The sequence below is a fragment of the Isoptericola nanjingensis genome, from assembly GCF_050311635.1.
In the GTDB taxonomy this organism is placed as follows: domain Bacteria; phylum Actinomycetota; class Actinomycetes; order Actinomycetales; family Cellulomonadaceae; genus Isoptericola; species Isoptericola nanjingensis.
The window spans coordinates 177,770-194,368 of sequence record NZ_JBNOZL010000009.1 but is presented as its reverse complement, the minus strand read 5'-3'; the positions used below and the strand labels follow the sequence as shown (position 1 = coordinate 194,368).

General features: G+C 72.9%; 16 protein-coding genes, 1 tRNA gene and 1 other RNA gene. 6 read left to right on the top strand and 12 right to left on the bottom strand.

All coding sequences use genetic code 11. The features are described from left to right. Positions 1–35: 35 nt before the first annotated feature. Both ACQP6G_RS18830 and ACQP6G_RS18825 read right to left on the bottom strand, forming a co-directional pair. A complete protein-coding gene (locus tag ACQP6G_RS18830) occupies positions 36–866 on the bottom strand; it encodes an ABC transporter permease (protein ID WP_429766604.1) in 831 nt (276 codons plus the stop codon). Continuing rightward, positions 863–1,840, bottom strand: coding sequence for an ABC transporter ATP-binding protein (locus ACQP6G_RS18825; protein WP_429766602.1), 978 nt, complete (start codon positions 1,838–1,840; stop codon positions 863–865). The genes ACQP6G_RS18830 and ACQP6G_RS18825 overlap by 4 nt, the downstream gene beginning before the upstream one ends. Positions 1,841–1,963: 123 nt before the next feature. Between ACQP6G_RS18825 and ACQP6G_RS18820 the strand changes: the two genes are divergently transcribed. Beyond that, positions 1,964–2,488, top strand: coding sequence for an NUDIX hydrolase (locus tag ACQP6G_RS18820; protein WP_429766601.1), 525 nt, complete (start codon positions 1,964–1,966; stop codon positions 2,486–2,488). A gap of 36 nt (positions 2,489–2,524) precedes the next feature. Here ACQP6G_RS18820 and ACQP6G_RS18815 read toward each other — a convergent pair whose 3' ends face one another. The 7 genes from ACQP6G_RS18815 to ffs form a co-directional block, all read right to left on the bottom strand. After that, positions 2,525–2,929 (bottom strand): VOC family protein, encoded by a 405-nt coding sequence (locus ACQP6G_RS18815; protein WP_429766600.1) that lies wholly within the window; start codon positions 2,927–2,929, stop codon positions 2,525–2,527. Further along, positions 2,926–3,375 (bottom strand): NUDIX hydrolase, encoded by a 450-nt coding sequence (locus ACQP6G_RS18810; protein WP_429766598.1) that lies wholly within the window; start codon positions 3,373–3,375, stop codon positions 2,926–2,928. Before ACQP6G_RS18810 ends, ACQP6G_RS18815 begins: the two co-directional genes overlap by 4 nt. Before the next feature lies 1 nt (position 3,376). Further along, a complete protein-coding gene (locus ACQP6G_RS18805; RefSeq protein WP_429766597.1) occupies positions 3,377–6,061 on the bottom strand; it encodes a DNA polymerase III subunit gamma and tau in 2,685 nt (894 codons plus the stop codon). A 130-nt stretch (positions 6,062–6,191) separates the two neighbouring features. Then, complete coding sequence (locus ACQP6G_RS18800) at positions 6,192–6,854, bottom strand: methionine ABC transporter permease (RefSeq protein ID WP_429766595.1); 663 nt, start codon at positions 6,852–6,854, stop codon at positions 6,192–6,194. Next, positions 6,851–8,065: a methionine ABC transporter ATP-binding protein gene (locus ACQP6G_RS18795; protein ID WP_429766594.1), complete on the bottom strand. Its 1,215-nt coding sequence runs from the start codon at positions 8,063–8,065 to the stop codon at positions 6,851–6,853. The genes ACQP6G_RS18800 and ACQP6G_RS18795 overlap by 4 nt, the downstream gene beginning before the upstream one ends. Positions 8,066–8,178: 113 nt before the next feature. Next, a complete protein-coding gene (locus ACQP6G_RS18790; RefSeq protein WP_429766592.1) occupies positions 8,179–9,069 on the bottom strand; it encodes a MetQ/NlpA family ABC transporter substrate-binding protein in 891 nt (296 codons plus the stop codon). A gap of 414 nt (positions 9,070–9,483) precedes the next feature. After that, an RNA gene (gene ffs, locus ACQP6G_RS18785) (signal recognition particle sRNA small type) lies at positions 9,484–9,580 on the bottom strand. Positions 9,581–9,739: 159 nt separating this feature from the next. Here ffs and ACQP6G_RS18780 point away from each other — a divergent pair. Together ACQP6G_RS18780 and ACQP6G_RS18775 are read left to right on the top strand one after the other, a co-directional pair. Next, positions 9,740–9,824: transfer RNA gene (locus tag ACQP6G_RS18780), tRNA-Ser, on the top strand. Positions 9,825–9,971: 147 nt separating this feature from the next. Then, complete coding sequence (locus tag ACQP6G_RS18775; RefSeq protein ID WP_429766590.1) at positions 9,972–10,739, top strand: class I SAM-dependent methyltransferase; 768 nt, start codon at positions 9,972–9,974, stop codon at positions 10,737–10,739. 6 nt (positions 10,740–10,745) lie between these two features. Here ACQP6G_RS18775 and ACQP6G_RS18770 read toward each other — a convergent pair whose 3' ends face one another. Next, positions 10,746–12,050 carry a glycoside hydrolase family 6 protein gene (locus ACQP6G_RS18770; RefSeq protein ID WP_429766588.1) on the bottom strand — a complete coding sequence of 435 codons (1,305 nt, stop codon included), beginning with the start codon at positions 12,048–12,050 and terminating at the stop codon, positions 10,746–10,748. Between the two features lie 216 nt (positions 12,051–12,266). Here ACQP6G_RS18770 and ACQP6G_RS18765 point away from each other — a divergent pair, with 216 nt between their 5' ends. Further along, complete coding sequence (locus ACQP6G_RS18765; protein WP_380320948.1) at positions 12,267–12,563, top strand: type II toxin-antitoxin system VapB family antitoxin; 297 nt, start codon at positions 12,267–12,269, stop codon at positions 12,561–12,563. A gap of 61 nt (positions 12,564–12,624) precedes the next feature. After that, entirely contained in the window at positions 12,625–13,260 is a 636-nt protein-coding gene (locus ACQP6G_RS18760; protein ID WP_429766587.1) for a LytR C-terminal domain-containing protein, read from the top strand. Positions 13,261–13,282: 22 nt separating this feature from the next. Here the strand turns inward: ACQP6G_RS18760 and ACQP6G_RS18755 are convergent, their stop codons facing one another. Together ACQP6G_RS18755 and ACQP6G_RS18750 are read right to left on the bottom strand one after the other, a co-directional pair. Then, positions 13,283–14,641, bottom strand: a complete 1,359-nt coding sequence (locus ACQP6G_RS18755; protein ID WP_429766585.1) for a uracil-xanthine permease family protein — start codon at positions 14,639–14,641, stop codon at positions 13,283–13,285. Positions 14,642–14,746: 105 nt separating this feature from the next. Next, positions 14,747–15,088: a LysR family transcriptional regulator gene (locus tag ACQP6G_RS18750; RefSeq protein ID WP_429766583.1), complete on the bottom strand. Its 342-nt coding sequence runs from the start codon at positions 15,086–15,088 to the stop codon at positions 14,747–14,749. 445 nt (positions 15,089–15,533) lie between these two features. Here ACQP6G_RS18750 and ACQP6G_RS18745 point away from each other — a divergent pair, with 445 nt between their 5' ends. After that, positions 15,534–16,082, top strand: coding sequence for a hypothetical protein (locus ACQP6G_RS18745; RefSeq protein WP_429766581.1), 549 nt, complete (start codon positions 15,534–15,536; stop codon positions 16,080–16,082). Positions 16,083–16,599 lie beyond the last annotated feature (517 nt).

The following is a 16,599-nucleotide window of genomic DNA, read 5'->3' as shown; positions in this document are numbered from 1 at the left end:
TGGTGCCAGGACCGGCCGCCCCGGTGGCAGGTGGGTCACCGACGCGGCTCCCAGCGCATCCACCGCCGGGCGGCGAGCACGCCCACGACGGTCCACGCGGCGAGCACGGCGGCAGGCAGCGCGGCGGCGCCGAACGTCTCGGCGAACGTCACCACCTGGCCGTCCCCGTCGATCCCGCCGGCGCCGAGCAGCATGAGGTCGGTGATCGGGCGCAGCGGGGTGAACGTGCCGATCGTGTCGAGCACGCCGCTCGACGCACCGGGCGCTCCGAAGAGGCCGGCGAACGGGATCGCGACGACGAGCAGCGGCAGCGTGGTGAGCTGCGCGGACTCCACGGTGCGGGACAGGCCGGACGTCGCGGCGGCCAGCACCGTGAGCATCGCGGCCCCGCCGAGCACGGCCACGACCATCAGCAGCGGGTTGACGAACGCCGGCGGCGTGAGGAACACCGACACCGCGACGATCCCCAGCAGCGTCTGCGCCAGCGCCACCACGACCGCGGGCACCGCGGTGCCGACCAGGATCTCCGCCCGGGAGCACTCCCCCACGAGGTAGCGCTTGAGCACCAGCTCCTCGCGCCGGGCCACGAACGCGACGGTGAGGTTGTAGTAGACGACGAACGCGAGCGCCATGAACGTCAGCAGGTTCAGCAGGACGGCGCCCGCCGCGGCGGGCGTCCCGTCCCCGACGACGCCGAGCGCGGCGAACAGCCCGACCGTCATCGGCGGGAGGGCGAGCGCGTTGAACAGCGCGGTGCGGTTGCGCACGAGCAGGCGCAGCTCTGCGCGGGCGAGCGCCGCGACGCGGCGGGCGCCGCCGCCCGTGCCCGGGGTGGCCCGGGCGGGGGTGGTGGTCGTGGTGGTCATGCCGCTGCCTCCGTGTCGGTCGTGCGCTGCGCGCCGGGCGTGCCGGCGGTGTCGTCGAGGGCGAGGAACGCCTGCTCGAGCGACGCCGCCCGGGCGTCGAGGTCGTCGAGCCGCAGGCGCCGGGCGTCGGCCCACTGCAGCAGGATGAGCAGGTCGTCCTGCAGGCGCGTGGTGCGCAGCCGCAGGCGGCCGGTGCGGTCGACGTCGGGTGCGCCGACGAGGCCGGCCAGCGCGGGCAGGTCCGCCACCGCGGGCGTGACGGCCCGGCCGCCGTCGTTGCGCACCACCGCCTCGACGCGGGCGGGCTCGGCGGCGACGACGTCGGCCACCGACCCCGTCCGCACCACGCGGCCGGCCTGCATGATCGCGATCCGGTCGGCGAGCTGCTCCGCCTCCTCGAGGTAGTGCGTGGTGAGCAGCACCGTGGTGCCCGCGTCGAGCATGCCCTGCACCAGCGCCCAGGTGGCGCGGCGGCTCTCCGGGTCGAGGCCGGTCGTGGGCTCGTCGAGGAAGAGGAGCTCGGGGTCGCCCAGGGTGGCGAGCGCCAGGTCCAGGCGGCGCTTCTCCCCGCCCGAGAGGCTGGCGACGCGCACGTCGGCGCGGTGCTCCAGCCCGACCGCGCCGAGGACGTCGGCGACCGGTTGCGGGCGCGACAGGGTGCCGGCCCAGGTGCGCGCCGTCTCCGCGACCGTGAGGTCGCCGGAGAACCCGGCGCTCTGCAGCATGATCCCGAGGGACCCCACGACGCGCCGCCGCTCGCTGTACGGGTCGTGACCGAGCACGCGGACCGTGCCGCCGGAGGCAGGCGCGAGCCCCTCGACGAGCTCGACGAACGACGTCTTGCCCGCGCCGTTGGTGCCGAGCAGGGCGACGAGCTCCCCGCGGTGGACGTCGAGGTCGACCCCGCGGACGGCCTCGAACGTGCCGTACCGGCGGCGTGCCCCGCGGACGTGGACGATGGGTTCCGAAGTCATGCCTCCACCCTCCCCGCGGGGCGTCGTCGCAGGTAGTGCCGCCCGTCACCGGGTGACGTGAGCCGCGCACGGGCGGGCCGTGACATCTGTCATGCCGGCCGGCGGGTGCGGCAGGATGCTCGTATGGGCGAGGTCGCGGGGGCCGAGGTCGTGGCGCTGTACGACGAGGCGGGGCGCGAGTGCGGGACGGCGCCACGCGCGCAGGTGCGCGCGGAGAACCTGCGGCACGCGGCTACCGCCGTCGTCGTGCGCAACGCCGCCGGCGACGTCTACGTGCACCGCCGCACCGACACGAAGGACCTGTACCCCGGCCGGTACGACTTCTGCGCGGGCGGCGTGCTGCGCGCCGGCGAGGAGCCGCTCGACTCCGCGCGCCGCGAGCTGGCGGAGGAGCTCGGCGTGACCGGCGTGGAGCTGGCGCCGCTCGGCGTGGCCGACTACGCCGACGACCGCACCCGGATGCGCGAGTTCCTCTTCGAGTGCACCTACGACGGACCCGTCACGTGGCAGCCCGAGGAGGTCGCGTGGGGCGCGTGGGTGCCGGCCGCCCGGTTCCTGCGCATGCTCGACGAGGTGCCGTTCATGCCCGACTCCGTGGCCAACCTCGCCGGCTGGCTGGACGACCTGCGCGCCGCCCTGCCGAGGTAGTACGGGCTCCCGCGAGGTAGTACCGGTCCGGGGCGGTCAGCCCGCGACGAGCTCGGCCTCGAAGCCGTCCGCGTCCTCGAGATAGGCGGCGTAGTGCTCGGGGCCGCCGGCGTGCGGGTGCCGGTCCGGGAAGAGGAGCGTCCAGCCGTGCCGGGGTGCGGCGGCAGCGAGCGCGTCGACCTGTGCGCGCGACCCGGCGTGCAGGGCGAGGTGGTTGAGGCCCGGCCGACGCCGGTCGTGGGCTGCCGCGGTCAGCGCGGGGCTCTGCTCGACGATGACGTAGCCGTCGCCCAGCAGCCAGGACCGCCCGTGCTCCCACGACTGGTGCGGCCGGTAGCCGAGCTCGCCGAGGAGCCAGCCCCAGGAGCGCACGGCGCGCGGCAGGTCGGGCACCCAGAGCTCGACGTGGTGGATCGCCCCGCGGCGCGGGACGTCGTTCATCCGGCCGGGCGGCGTGCGGCGACGTCGGTCATGAGGTCCGCGGACAGCGGCGCGAGCGGGTGCGGCGCGACCGGGGAAGCCGGGTCGACCCAGACGTGCTCGGCGAGCTCGGCGCGCGTCTCGACGGCGAACCCGGCGGGGAGCGCGACCTCGAAGACGTGCGCGTCGACCACGTGGTCCGGCTCGTTGGCGGCCACGGCGGTCCGGCGCCCGAGCGGGCGGACGGCGGCCGGGTCGACGACGAGGCCGATCTCCTCGGCGCACTCCCGCACGAGCGCGGCGACGGGCTCCTCGCCCGGCTCGATCTTGCCGCCCACCTGCATGAACGCCGTCGTGCCGCGCTTGCGCACGAGCAGCGCGCGGCCGTCGTCGCGCACGATGACGGCCGCGACGATGTGCAGCGTGGTGGTGCGGGTCGTGCCGTCGGTGGTGGCGTGGCCGGTCATGTCAGGGCTGCTCCGCGATCTCCTCGATGACCTTCCCGTCGAGCACCTGCACCACGAGCTGCACGCCGACCAGCCCGGCGGACGCGATGTCGGGGTCGTCGGCGGACGGCTCGTCGTCCGCGGGGTTCCCTCCGGACGTGGACGCCCAGGACGACCGGCCCTCCGACTGCTGCGCCTCGCGCACCCGACGCTCGGCGGCCTGCCGCGGGGTCTCGCGCGCGGGCGGCACCGCGGGGGCGGGCGGGGACGACGACGCCGGGGCGGCCGCGGGCGCGCTCGCGACCGGCGGTGTCTCGGGCGCGGGTCGCGGCGGCGCGACGGGCCGGGCCACCGGGGCTGCGGCCGGCTCGTCCATTGGCGGCTCGGGGAGGTCGTCGGGCGGGGGCTCGTGCAGGGAGACGCCGGCGAGCCAGGCCGCGTCGGCCTCGTCGACCGAGGCGACCTGTCTCGCCTGTTGCTGCGGCTGCGGGGTCCGCGGGGCACCCTGCGTCGCGCGCGGAGCGGACGGCGCCGGCGGGTCGACGACGGCGACGGCGGTGGCCGGGCGCGACCCGGTCGCCGCCACCGTGGTGGCGGACGGGCGTGGGCCGGCTCCGGGGCCCGGGCCGCCGGCGGTGGCGCCGCCGCCCCCACCGGAGCGCCCCTCGCCGGGCGAGGGGACGTCGGGCCACGCGGGTTCGGCGGGCCGCCCGGAGTCGTCGGGTTCCTCGGCGGCGTCGGCGCCCGGGTCGGACGGGGCCGGAGCGCTGCCGGCCTCCCGCGGACGCCGGCCGGCCTCGTTCTCGACGATCTCGACCTGCACGGCGATACCCAGCGCCTGATAGACGGCGTCCGAGATGGTCTCCGGCCGTCCGCGGCGCGCCAGCCCGACGACGGCCGGCGCGAACCCGAGGCGCAGCACGTCGCCCTCCAGGCTCTTCACCTGGGCGTTCTCACCAAGGAACGCGGCGGCCTGCGGGCTCTGGATGGCGGTCAGGACCTCGCGCCACCGCCGCCGGACCACCTCGGTGGTGACGGCGCTCGCGGGAGCGGACGGCGCGGGCTCGGGCGCCGGCTCGGTGGACGGGGTGGCCTCGACCGGCTCGACCGGCGCGGGCGCTGCGGACTCGGCAGGCTCTTCGACCTCGTCGGGCCCGTCGGGCTCGGCAGCCTCTGCGGCCTCGTCGGGCTCGTCGGGCTCGTCGGGCTCGTCCACCGCAGGCTCGGACTCGACAGTCGCGGGGGCTTCGACGAGCTCGTCCACCGCGGGCCCGCGCTCGACGGTCGCGGAGGGCTCGACAGGCTCGACCACCGAGGGCTCGGGCTCGGCAACGGGCTCGGGCTGGGGCACCGTGGGCTCCGGCTCCGCGGCGCCCTCGGGCTCGGCGACCGGACGCCGGCTCGCCTGCAGGGCGGCCCGTGCGGCGGCAGCGCCGCTCAGCCCGCCGCCTCCGCCTGCGGACGACTGCGGGGCGGGCGTCGGGGCCACGTCCCGGTCAGCGCGCGGCGCGGCCGGCACGGGCGTGTCGCCGGCGGCGATCCTGCCTCGCTCGAGCCGCTCGATGCGTGCGGCGAGCCCCTCCGTGCCGTCGTCGGCGCCGGGGAGCAGCAGCCGCGCGCAGAGCAGCTCGAGGTGCAGCCGGGGCGACGTGGCTCCGGTCATCTCGGTGAGCGCGGCGTTGACGAGGTCGGCCGCGCGCGACAGCTCGGACACGCCGAGGCGCCCCGCCTGGGCGCGCATGCGCTCCAGCTGGTCGGCGGGCAGGCCGCGCAGCACGGCCTCGGCCGCGTCGCCGGAGACGGCGATGACGATGAGGTCGCGCAGCCGCTCCAGCACGTCCTCGACGAACCGCCGCGGCTCGTGCCCGGTGGCGATCACCTGGTCGACCACACGGAAGATCGACGCGCCGTCGCCTGCGGCGAGGGCGTCGACGACGTCGTCGAGCAGGGTGGCGTGCGTGAAGCCGAGCAGGCCGACGGCCGTGTCGTACTCGACGACCCCGTCGGTCGCGCCGGCGATGAGCTGGTCGAGCACGGAGAGGCTGTCGCGCACGGAGCCGCCGCCCGCGCGGGTCACCAGCGGCACGACGCCGCCGCCCAGCTCGATCCCCTCGGCGGCGGTGAGCTGCTCGAGGTAGGGGCCCAGCACGTCCGGCGGCACGAGCCGGAACGGGTAGTGGTGGGTGCGCGACCGGATGGTGCCGATCACCTTGTCCGGCTCCGTCGTCGCGAAGACGAACTTCACGTGCGGCGGCGGCTCCTCGACGATCTTGAGCAGGGCGTTGAAGCCCTGCGGCGTCACCATGTGCGCCTCGTCGAGGATGAAGATCTTGTACCGGTCGCGGGCGGGCGCGAACGTGGCGCGCTCGCGGAGGTCGCGCGCGTCGTCGACGCCGTTGTGGCTGGCCGCGTCGATCTCGACGACGTCCAGAGAGCCGGGGCCGCCGCGCGCCAGCTCGACGCACGACGGGCACTCGCCGCACGGGGTGTCGAGCGGGGTCTCCGGGGTGTTGCGCGCGCAGTTCAGCGTGCGCGCGAGGATGCGGGCGGACGTCGTCTTGCCGCACCCGCGCGGCCCGGAGAACAGGTAGGCGTGGTTGACGCGCCCGCTGCGCAGGGCCTGCATGAGCGGTGCGGTGACGTGCTCCTGGCCGATCACCTCGGCGAACGTCTCGGGCCGGTAGCGGCGGTACAGGGCTGTCGTCACCCGCCCAACCCTAGACGCCGCAGCCGACACCGACGAGGCCGCTGCACAGGCCGGTCCGCGCGTGCTCTCGACGTAGCACCTGGTGACGATTCAGGCCGTCGAACCGCCACCAGGTGCTACGTCGAGGGCGTCAGCGGTGCAGCACCTTGCGCGCCAGGCGGTTCCCCACCCACTGCACGACCTGCACGATGACGATGATCACCGCGACGGTGACCAGCACGACCATCCAGTTGTAGCGCTGGTAGCCGTACCGCAGGGCGAAGTCACCGAGCCCGCCGCCGCCGATGAGACCGGCGATCGCGGACATGTCGAGCACGGCGATGAACAGGAACGTGTAGCCGAGGATCAGCGGGGCGAGCGCCTCGGGCACGAGGACGGTCGTGATGATGCGCCACGACGACGCCCCCATCGCGCGGGCCGCCTCGACGACACCCGGGTCGATCCCGACGAGGTTCTGCTCGACGATCCGCGACGTCCCGAACGCTGTCATGACCGACAGCGGGAAGATGAACGCCTCCGTGCCGAGCGTCGTGCCCACGACCTGCAGCGTCACCGGCCCGAGCAGCGTCACGAAGATGATGAACGGGATCGGGCGCACGACGTTGACGACCACGTTGAGGACGCCGAACACGGCCTTGTTCGCCAGCAGGTTTCCCGGCCGGGTCACGTAGAGCGCGAGCCCCAGCGCGAGGCCGGCGATGCCGCCCGTGAGCAGGGCGATGGTGACCATCTGCAGGGTCTGGCCGAACGCCTCCCACAGCAGCGGCCACAGGGTGGACCAGTCGCGGTTCATGAGCGACCTCCCAGGTTGCCGAAGAAGCCGTGGCGGGTGACCGCATCACGCGCCTCGCGGTAGGGATCTCCGAGCTCGTCGTCGGGCGCCGCGGAGGTGTCGCCCTGCGGGGCGCGGTCGGCGCGGATCGCACGCGGGTCGTCGACCGGCTGCGCAGCGGTGCCCAGGTCGACGACCTCGGCGCGCTCGCGCAGCGCGGCGAGGAACGCCGCGATGCGGTCGTCGGGCGCGACGAGCTCGACGGTGAGCGAGCCGAACGGCCGTTGGCCGACCTCGCTGATGCCGCCGAAGACGACGGAGCCGTCCACCTCGTGCTCGCGCAGCAGGCGGAAGAGCTCGGTGCCGGAGCTCGCGCCCTCCCGCACGCCGACGGTGACGAGGCGCCCGGGGTGGCGCTCGCGCAGTCGGGCGAGCGCGTCGGGCGAGGGCCGGTCGTGCATGGACGTGCCGACGAACCGCTGGGCGGCGTCGGCGCTGGGCGCGGAGAACACGTCGTACACGTCGCCGACCTCGACCACCTTGCCGTGCTCCATGACGGCGACGCGGTCGCACAGGGAGCGCACGACGTCCATCTCGTGCGTGATGACGACGATGGTGAGGCCGAGCTCCGCGTTGACGCGCCGCAGCAGGGCGAGCACGTCGCGGGTGGTCTCGGGGTCGAGGGCGGACGTCGCCTCGTCGGCGAGCAGGATGGTGGGCGACGTCGCGAGGGCACGGGCGATGCCCACGCGCTGCTTCTGCCCGCCGGAGAGCTGGCGCGGGTACGCGCGCGCCTTGTCGGACAGCCCGACGAACTCGAGCAGCTCGGCCACGCGGGCCGCACGCTTCTCCTTGGGCCAGCGCGCCACCTTGAGCGGGTAGGCGACGTTGCCCGCGACGGTGCGCGAGCTCAGCAGGTTGAACTGCTGGAAGATCATGCCGATCCGCGCGCGGATCCCGCGGACCTTGCGCTCCGGCAGCCCGGTGAGGTCGGTGCCCTCGACGAGCACGGAGCCCGCCGTGACGGTCTCCAGCGCGTTCACGAGGCGCACCAGCGTGGACTTGCCCGCGCCGGAGTAGCCGATGACGCCGAAGATCTCGCCCGCGCGGACCGTGAGGGACACGTCGTCGACGGCGTGCACCGCGCGGTCGCCCTCGCCGAACGTCTTCGACACCCCGCGCAGCTCGATCGCCTGCGTCCCGGGGGCCGGTCCGGCCGTGTTGTCGCTCACCTGTTCGTCCTCACTGGTCTGCCCGTCGCCCGCCCGACCGGTCTGCCGTCCATCGTGCCCAGCACGACGGCCGGGGCGCGCGGGCTGGCCCGCGTTCCCCGGCCGTCGTCGGGTCAGGAGGCGTTGCGGATGTCGTCCTCGAGGCCGGACAGGATCTCCTGCAGCTCCTCGGGCGAGTTGTCCTTGATGACAGCGGTGTTGCCGGACTGCTCCTGCTCGGCGGCGACGACCTCGTCGGAGTGCGAGATCTCGACCAGCTTCTTCAGGTCCGGGTCGTCCTTGTCCTCGGCGCGCGCGACCCACACGTTGATGTACGGGGCGGCGGCGTCGGAGTCGGGGTCGTCCTGGAACAGGGCCGACTCCGGGTCGAGGCCCGAGTCCGCGAGGAAGTCGTTGTTGACGATGGACGCGTCCACGGACTTCAGCTGGATCGGCGTCTGCTCGGCCGCGACCGGGGTGACGGTGACCTTGGAGCTGGGCAGCACGTCGGCCTCGGTGGAGACGGCGCTGCCGCCGTCCTTGAGCTCGATGAGGCCGGCGTCCTGCAGCACGAGGAGCGCGCGGGCCAGGTTGGTCGGGTCGTTCGGCACGGCGAACTCGCCGCCGGCGGGGATCTCCTCGAGGGAGGTGTGCTTCTCCGAGTACAGGCCCAGCGGGTAGACGGCGGTGGCGCCGATCGGCGTCAGGTCGTCGTCGGCGTCGACGTTGTAGCCGGCGAGGAACTGCAGGTGCTGGAACTGGTTCGCGTCCAGCTCGCCCTGCGAGAGGGAGGGGTTGGCCTGCGTGTAGTCCTGCAGGTCGACGAGCTCGATGTCGAGGCCCTCCTCCTTCGCCTTGTCGGTGAAGACGGCCCACTTGTCGTCGGACGCGCCGACGACGCCGATGCGGAGCGTGCCGTCGCCCTCCGCGTTGCCCGAGCCGCCGCCGCAGGCGGACAGCGTGAACGTGGCGGCCGCGGCGATCGCGGTGACGGTGAGGAGGCGGTTGCGGGTGGTACGGGACACGGGTGGGTCCTTCCGGGCGGGCGCCGGGTACGGCGCCGGTGAGAGAGCGGGGTGGGTGCGGCGGCCACGGCCATCAGCTCGAGGCGGCAGAGAACGGGGTTCCCCGGCAGGCCGGGGAGGGGCGACGACGACGTCGTCGGGCGATGCCGGGGAGGCGTCAGCCGAGCTCGCACATTCGGCAGGTGGTCATGCGGCCCGTCGTCATCACGACGCGGCACATCTCGCCGCGACGGCGTGTGCGCGCGGTCGAGGTGGCTGCGGGAGCGATGCGGGGCATGCCCTCAGAGTGACCACCCGCTGCCCGGTTCACCAAGCCGATCGCCGGGAAATCTCATGCAGTGGACGATTCTCCGTCCGCATGGTGGATTCTGTGACCCGCGGCACTCTCGCGACGCTGCGAGGGCCGGGTCTGACGTGAAGGACCCCTCGCACACCCACCAGAGCTCACTTACCCTTGCTGCCTTCCGGCCCTGGGGGAGTTCGGCGAGATGGTGCCGCACGAGGGGTCTGCACGACAGCCTAACCGAGACCCCGCCCCGTCCCGAAACCGGCGGCAGCGACACGGCGGAGACAGGGTAGAGACCGCCGTCACCCCGGCAGGATTCGGAGCCACGGCAGGGTGTCGGCTATTCTTCTGGGGCTGCCCGCGCAGGATGCGGGTCGCGCTCCAGGAGGATTCGCCTAGCGGCCTATGGCGCACGCTTGGAAAGCGTGTTGGGTTCACGCCCTCGGGGGTTCGAATCCCCCATCCTCCGCCGGACCGACGGGCCCGGGACCACGAGAGTGGTCCCGGGCCCGTCGTCGAGGCCGGCCCGCGCCGACCACGCGGTTGCCACCGGTATCCGCCCTCGTCGCGGGCTATTTCGGTAGCAACCGCCTGGTCGGCGTCCGAGGATGGCGGGATGGACCGCACGTTCGACGAGCTCGTCGCCGAGGCCGACGCCGCACCGATGTCCGGCTGGGACTTCTCCTGGCTGGAGGGCCGCGCCACGGAGGAACGCCCGAGCTGGCGCTTCTCCCGGCTGCTGCACGAGCGGCTCGGCACGGTCGACGCCGCGCTCGACCTGCAGACGGGCGGGGGCGAGGTGCTCGCCGCCGCGCCGACGCTCCCCCGCCTGCTGGTCGCCACCGAAGGTTGGCCGCCCAACGTCGCGGCCGCCACCCGCCTGCTGCACCCGCGCGGCGTGGCCGTCGTCGCGCACGACGACGGCGGACCGGGCTCGCCGCCCCTGCCCTTCGCGGACGGCGCGTTCGACCTCGTCACGAGCCGGCACCCGGTCGTGCCCCGCTGGGCGGAGATCGCGCGCGTGCTGCGTCCGGGCGGGACGTACCTGGCGCAGCACGTCGGGCCGGCGAGCGTCTTCGAGCTCGTCGAGCTCTTCCTCGGCCCCCAGCCCGAGGAGGTCCGGCGCGGCCGCGACCCGGAGGACGAGATGGCCGCCGCCCGCGCCGCCGGGCTCGAGCTCGTCGACCTGCGGGCCGAGCGCCTGCGGATCGAGTTCCACGACGTCGGCGCCGTCGTCTGGTTCCTGCGCAAGGTGGTGTGGATGGTGCCGGGATTCACGGTCGACGCGTACCGGACCGAGCTGCGCGACCTGCACGAACGGATCCGGGCCGACGGCCCGTTCGTCGCGCACTCGGCCCGGCACCTGGTGGAGCTGCGCCGGTAGCGGCGGTCAGGACAGGGCGGGCACCGCGAGCTCGACCAGCTCGTCCGCCTGCTCGACGAACCACTGCCCGGCGGGCGGGTCCACCATGCCTCGCTCGGGGTCGAGCGGCCCGCCGGTGCCGCGGAAGCACTGGCCGTCGGACTCCCCCGGCACCTTGATCCAGAGGTAGGCGTCGACCAGCGGCTCGCCGGTGTCCAGCGTGGGTCGCAGGCCCAGCCCGCGGCCGGGCGGGTTGCACCAGTCCTCGGCGTCGGCGTACACGTTCTCGGACGTCGCCGGGTCCCACGGCCCCTGCCCGTTGCGCGAGCTGTCGACGACGAACGACGTCGTGGCGCGCACGTCACCGAGCTGCTCGGCGTACCGCGAGTCCACCCCCGCCGTGCTCAGCGCCGGGTCGGAGGCGTCCGCGGACCAGCGCCCATACGGCGACATCTCCACGCCCGACCACCCGTTCGCCGGGCCGCCGTTCCAGTACTGGTTCCCGCAGTCGCCGAACGCCCCGCCCGCCTGGGTGACGAGCGCGAGGCACGACGAGACCCACCGCCCGTACGCGACCGAGTTCTCGGTGTACTGGTAGTTCGAGGCGTTGAGGAAGAACCCGTCCGCCCGGTCGACGCCCGCCTTGAGGAGGCGGTCGGCGTTGTCTCCGACGTTGAGCCACTTGCTGTTGCCGGCGTCGAGGTAGACCTTCGTTCCTGGCAGCGCGCCGAGGGTGTCGACGGCGTGGTTGAGCATGGCGAACCGTTCCGCGGCGGCCGTGGCCGGGTCCGCCTCCGCCGGCCGGCACCACTCCTGGTTGCCGTCGACGGTCGTGTACCAGGGGATGATGCCGAGCCCGTCGGGCTCGAGGACCACGATCGCCTGCTTGTTCCCGATCCCGCGCGCGAACCCGTCGATCCACGCGGTGTACTCCGCGAGCGACGTGGCACCGCCCGCGGAGTACTGCGCGCAGTCGCGGAAGGGCAGGTTGTAGGCGACCAGCACGGGGACCGCCTTGTCGGCGTGCGCGTGCACGACGACGTCCTTGACGTCCTGCTTCACCTCGCGCGGCGTACCGCCGGTGAACCAGCTCGCGGAGGGCACGCCCGCGAGCGCGAGCGCGTCGTCGCGCGCGTCCCCCGTCAGGCCGAGCTCCTCGACGTGACCGATCGTCGAGCTGTCCGGGTCAACCCACAGCTGCGGGTCCGGGGGCGGTGGCGGCGCCGCCGACGCCGAGAGCCCGCCGAGGGCGAGGCCCGCGGCCGCGGCGAGGACGACGACCGACCGGACCGCCGTCGGGGTGGAGGGACGACGAGAGGAACCGAGGACCACGGCGATCTCCTTTGATCGGCGCCCGCATGATGAGAGCGCTCCCACGCTGCTGTCGGTCCCAGCGTGCCACAGCGCCCCGGCCGTGACCAGGCCCGTCCTCCCGGGCACGGCACGGGCCCCCACGGGGCCCGCCCGTGACGGGATCGTGACGGGATCGTGTCCGTATCGCGAGGCAACGAGGCGGCCGGTCACAGGCCCGCCCCTACGATGGCAGCCATGATCTTCAAGGCCGTGGGGGACGGCCGTCCCTACCCCGACCACGGGCACGTCACCGCCAAGGACTGGGTGGACGTGCCGCCTCGCCAGGTGCGTCTCGACGAGCTCGTCACCACGAAGCGCACGCTGGACCTCGACCACCTGCTCGCGGAGGACTCGACGTTCTTCGGCGACCTCTTCGCCCACGTCGTCGAGTACCAGGGCGTGCTGTACCTCGAGGACGGTCTGCACCGCGCCGTGCGGGCCGCCCTCCAGCAGCGGCCCGTGCTGCACGCCCGGGTCCTCGTGCTCCGGTGACTCCCGCCACGACCGGCGGCGCTCCCGCGAACGATCCCTCGAACTCGGGTAGTTTCTTCGCGTGACATCACCTGCCCCTGACCCGGTCCGCGAGACGCGCCGCAAGCGCGAGCACGAGCGGCAGGCCGTGGTCTTCGGGCTCCTCATCGCGTTCCTGCTGCTCGCGGGCCTGGCGGCCGCGGCGATGTACTCGGGCGCGTTCAGCTCGCCGTTCTCGCGACCCATCTACACGCCGGTCGCCGAGGCGCCGCAGCCCGAGCCCTGCCTGCCGCAGGTCAAGGGCCAGCCCGACGGCGCCCTGCCCGTGCCGTACTCGAAGGTCAAGGTGCGGGTCTACAACGCCGCCGACGGCAGCGAGCCGCTCGCGGGCGCGAACGAGGACGTCCTCAGCGAGCGCGGGTTCAAGATCGTCGACACCGGCAACTGGGTGGAGAAGCTGGGCCAGTCGGAGGTGCGGTTCGGCACCAAGGGCATCACCCGCGCCTACACCCTCGCGGCCCAGTACCCCGACGTCCGCCTCGTGCTCGACGACCGCAAGGGCGACACCGTCGACCTGCTGGTCGGCGAGGAGTACAGCCCGCCGCTCAGCGAGGACAGCGTGCTGCTGAACGCCGAGACCCCGATGGAGGACGTCGAGGGGTGCGTGCCCGCCGACGAGATCACGCCGATCCCCCAGGTGACCCTGTCCAAGAAGTAGGACCGGGCCACCCGGGCTGGCGTCAGTCCGTCGTCCCGGCCGCCGCGGGAGCCGACGCCGGCGATGCGGGCTCCTGGCCGGTGCCGCGCCACCGCGCGATCGCCCGCATGCCGTGGTAGATCACCAGCGCGGACGCGGTGCCGATCGCGATGCCCTCGAAGGTGAGGTCGCCGGCGGAGAACGTGAAGTTCGCGATGCCGATGATCAGCGGGACGGCGGCGGTGGTGAGATTCACCGGGTTGCCGAAGTCCACCTTGCCCTGCACCCAGATGCGGGCGCCCAGGATGCCGATCATGCCGTAGAGCATCGTCGTCGCCCCGCCGAGCACGCCCGCCGGGATGGTGGCGATGAGCTCGCCGAACTTCGGCGACATCGACAGCAGCAGGGCCGTCGCGGCGGCCACCCAGTACGCGGCCGTCGAGTAGACGCGGGTCGCGGCCATGACGCCGATGTTCTCCGCGTACGTCGTGGTGCCGGAGCCGCCGCCGACGCCCGCGAGCGTCGTCGCGAGGCCGTCGCTGAACAGGGCCTTGCCGGCGACGTCGTCGAGGTTCTTGCCCGTCATCGCCGCGACCGACTTCACGTGGCCGACGTTCTCCGCGACCAGCACGAGCACCACGGGGACGAACAGGCCCAGCACCGCCGGCTCGAACGACGGGGTGACGAAGTGCGGGAAGCCGAACCAGTCGGCCGCCTCGACCTTGGCGAAGCTCACCTCGCCCAGGAGCAGCGCAGCGATGTAGCCGACCAGCACGCCGACCAGGATCGACAGCCGCCCGAGGATGCCCTTGAACAGCACCGTCGCGAGGATGATCGCGACCAGGGTGACCGTCGCCGTCAGGGGTGCCGCGCGGAACCCGTTGTCGCAGGTCTGGACGATCGCGCCGTCGACGACCTTCTCCTTGCAGGTTCCCCACGCGGCCGGAGCCAGGTTGAGGCCGATGAGCGCGACAATCGTGCCCGTGACGACCGGCGGCATGACGACGTCGATCCACTGGGCGCCGGCGAAGTGCACCAGGACGCCAACCGCGGCCAGCACAATGCCGGTCACGAGGATCCCGCCCACCGCCACGGACTGCCCGTGGGACGCCGTCGCTGCGAGGATCGGGGCGATGAACGCGAAGCTGGACCCCAGGTAGCTGGGCAGCCGGTTGCGCGTGATCAGCAGGAACAGCGCCGTGCCGATCGCCGAGAAGAACAGCGTCGTGGCAGGCGAGAACCCCGTCATCAGCGGCACGATGAACGTGGAGCCGAACATCGCCACCACGTGCTGCATGCCGATGCCGATGGTGCGCGGCCAGCTCAGCCGCTCGTCGGGGGCGACGACGTCGCCGGGTCCGACGTGCCTTCCGTCGCCGTGCTTGGTCCAGCCGAGGCTCATGGTGCTCCGTCCGTCGGGCCCGCGTGCGGGCCGTCGTGCTCACCGCTGCCGCTCGCCCGTGAACGTCCGGTGAAGATTGCCGCCGCACAGCGTACTTGGTGGCTCTCACCCCACCGGTCCCGCCAGCCGGGGCTCCTGGTCGCAACGTGCCGCATCAGGTCGGCCCACCCCGCTCCTGGTCGTTCTTCGATGGCGAGCCGCGATCAGGCGGATCCGGTCGTGGGCAAGGAGCAACGGTTCCGCCTCGTCCAAGACGTCCCGACCGAGATTCGTCACCATCCATCCCGAGGACCCGCGGAAGAGGAGGGAGCCGCCGATGACCGCCTCAAGGGCGTCCAGCTGCCGGCTGACCCCACTAACGGTGTAGCCGAGCGCGGCAGCGGCGCTGGTCAACGATCCATGCTCAGACATCGCGTACAGCGCTCGAAGCTGCGTGATCGTCGGCACCTGAGATCCAACCTCCGCTCGTCCGGCCGGAAGATATCAAGCACCACACCCCACCACGACGGGCTTGACGTTTCCGCAATCTCCCTACACCTGCCGAAGCGGCCGCCTAGCCTCCTCTCGGTCTGCTCTTCGAGGCCGCGGCCATCACACTCACGCGGGAGACAAGTTAATGCGCGCCACAACCGAACATTCGCCCAGCCCAACCCGTACGATGCACGACGCCCCGAGAAGATGGACACGATGGGTCCTCGCTGTCGCGATTGCGACGACATCAGTCGGGGCTCCCGTCGTAGCGGCTCCACACGCTTCCGCGCTCTCCGCTTCCGTGCCTGCAACCATCGTGTCGTCAGGGTGCAGCAGCGCGCTCTCCTGGCGTGCGGGAGTGGGGAACGGCCGTGTCAGCGGGTACTACCCGGGGTACAAGCCCCACGGCGCAGGTGGAACCGTGAAGTACTGCACCTGGAAGTACCGCCTCAAGGACTCGGACAAGTCCGCCGACTACTACATCTCGGAGATCACGTCGACGTGGTCCAAGACGCAGAACGCCAGCAGCGGGTTCTCGGGACGCAGCGGTGGCTGGGCGCAGCGGGTCGCGTCGACGCAGGCCGCCCGCTCCAACGTGTACTCGGCGACACCGACCTTCTCACGCTCACGGACCGGGTGCGGAACAGCATTCAGCGTCGGCTACTCGTTCGCGGGCTTCTCTATCTCCCTGCCGCAGAAGATCGGCTGCTCGACGACTGTGAAGCGCACGTCCCTCTCCACCACCGCAGCGCGATGGGCGCACGGTGACGCTGCAATCATCAAGAAGACGGATCTCTCGTACTCGCAAAAGGTCACCAACGGAAAGGTGCCGAAGTACACCTTCAGCACCTCACGGCCTGGGTATACCTATTCGTGGACGAAGGTGAAGCAGACGGCGCACGGCAGCACCTACACCGGCTACAAGCCGAAGGCGACACGCACCAGTCTGAGCTGGACCTCGACCCGTTGAGCTCGCACGCACGCGCCCTGGCCGGACTCACGGTCGTCACGACGCTCCTCGTGTCGGGGTGCAGCACAACGGCAGGAGGAGCGACAGGCGGCGAGGAGGCAACCACGCAGTACCTCAACGCTGTACGGTCGAGCGACAGCGGTGCGCTACGGAACGTGATGGCGTACCCCGACCCGCGGGACACCGGAACCGTCATTCTCGGATCCGCGGTGCCTGACACCTGTGTCCAGGCCGAGCTGGGTGCACTGAGGTCCATGGTCGCTCTTCCGGATCCGTCGACACGCTTCGAGACCGTCTCACACCCTGGTCAGGACGACGACACTGTCACGGCAGCCCCGTTCGAACTCCAGGTCGTGTTCTTCGGTACGACCTCAGGCGAAGAGGAAGGTCGTCAGCTCATCGAGTCCGACGGTTCGTGGTTCGTCCTGGCGGCCGTTTCACCAGAGTGCGAGGCCGAATTGTCCGGGTAGTCGTGCGATCACGGAATGCGCCCCGCTCTTGCTGGGCGGGGCGCACT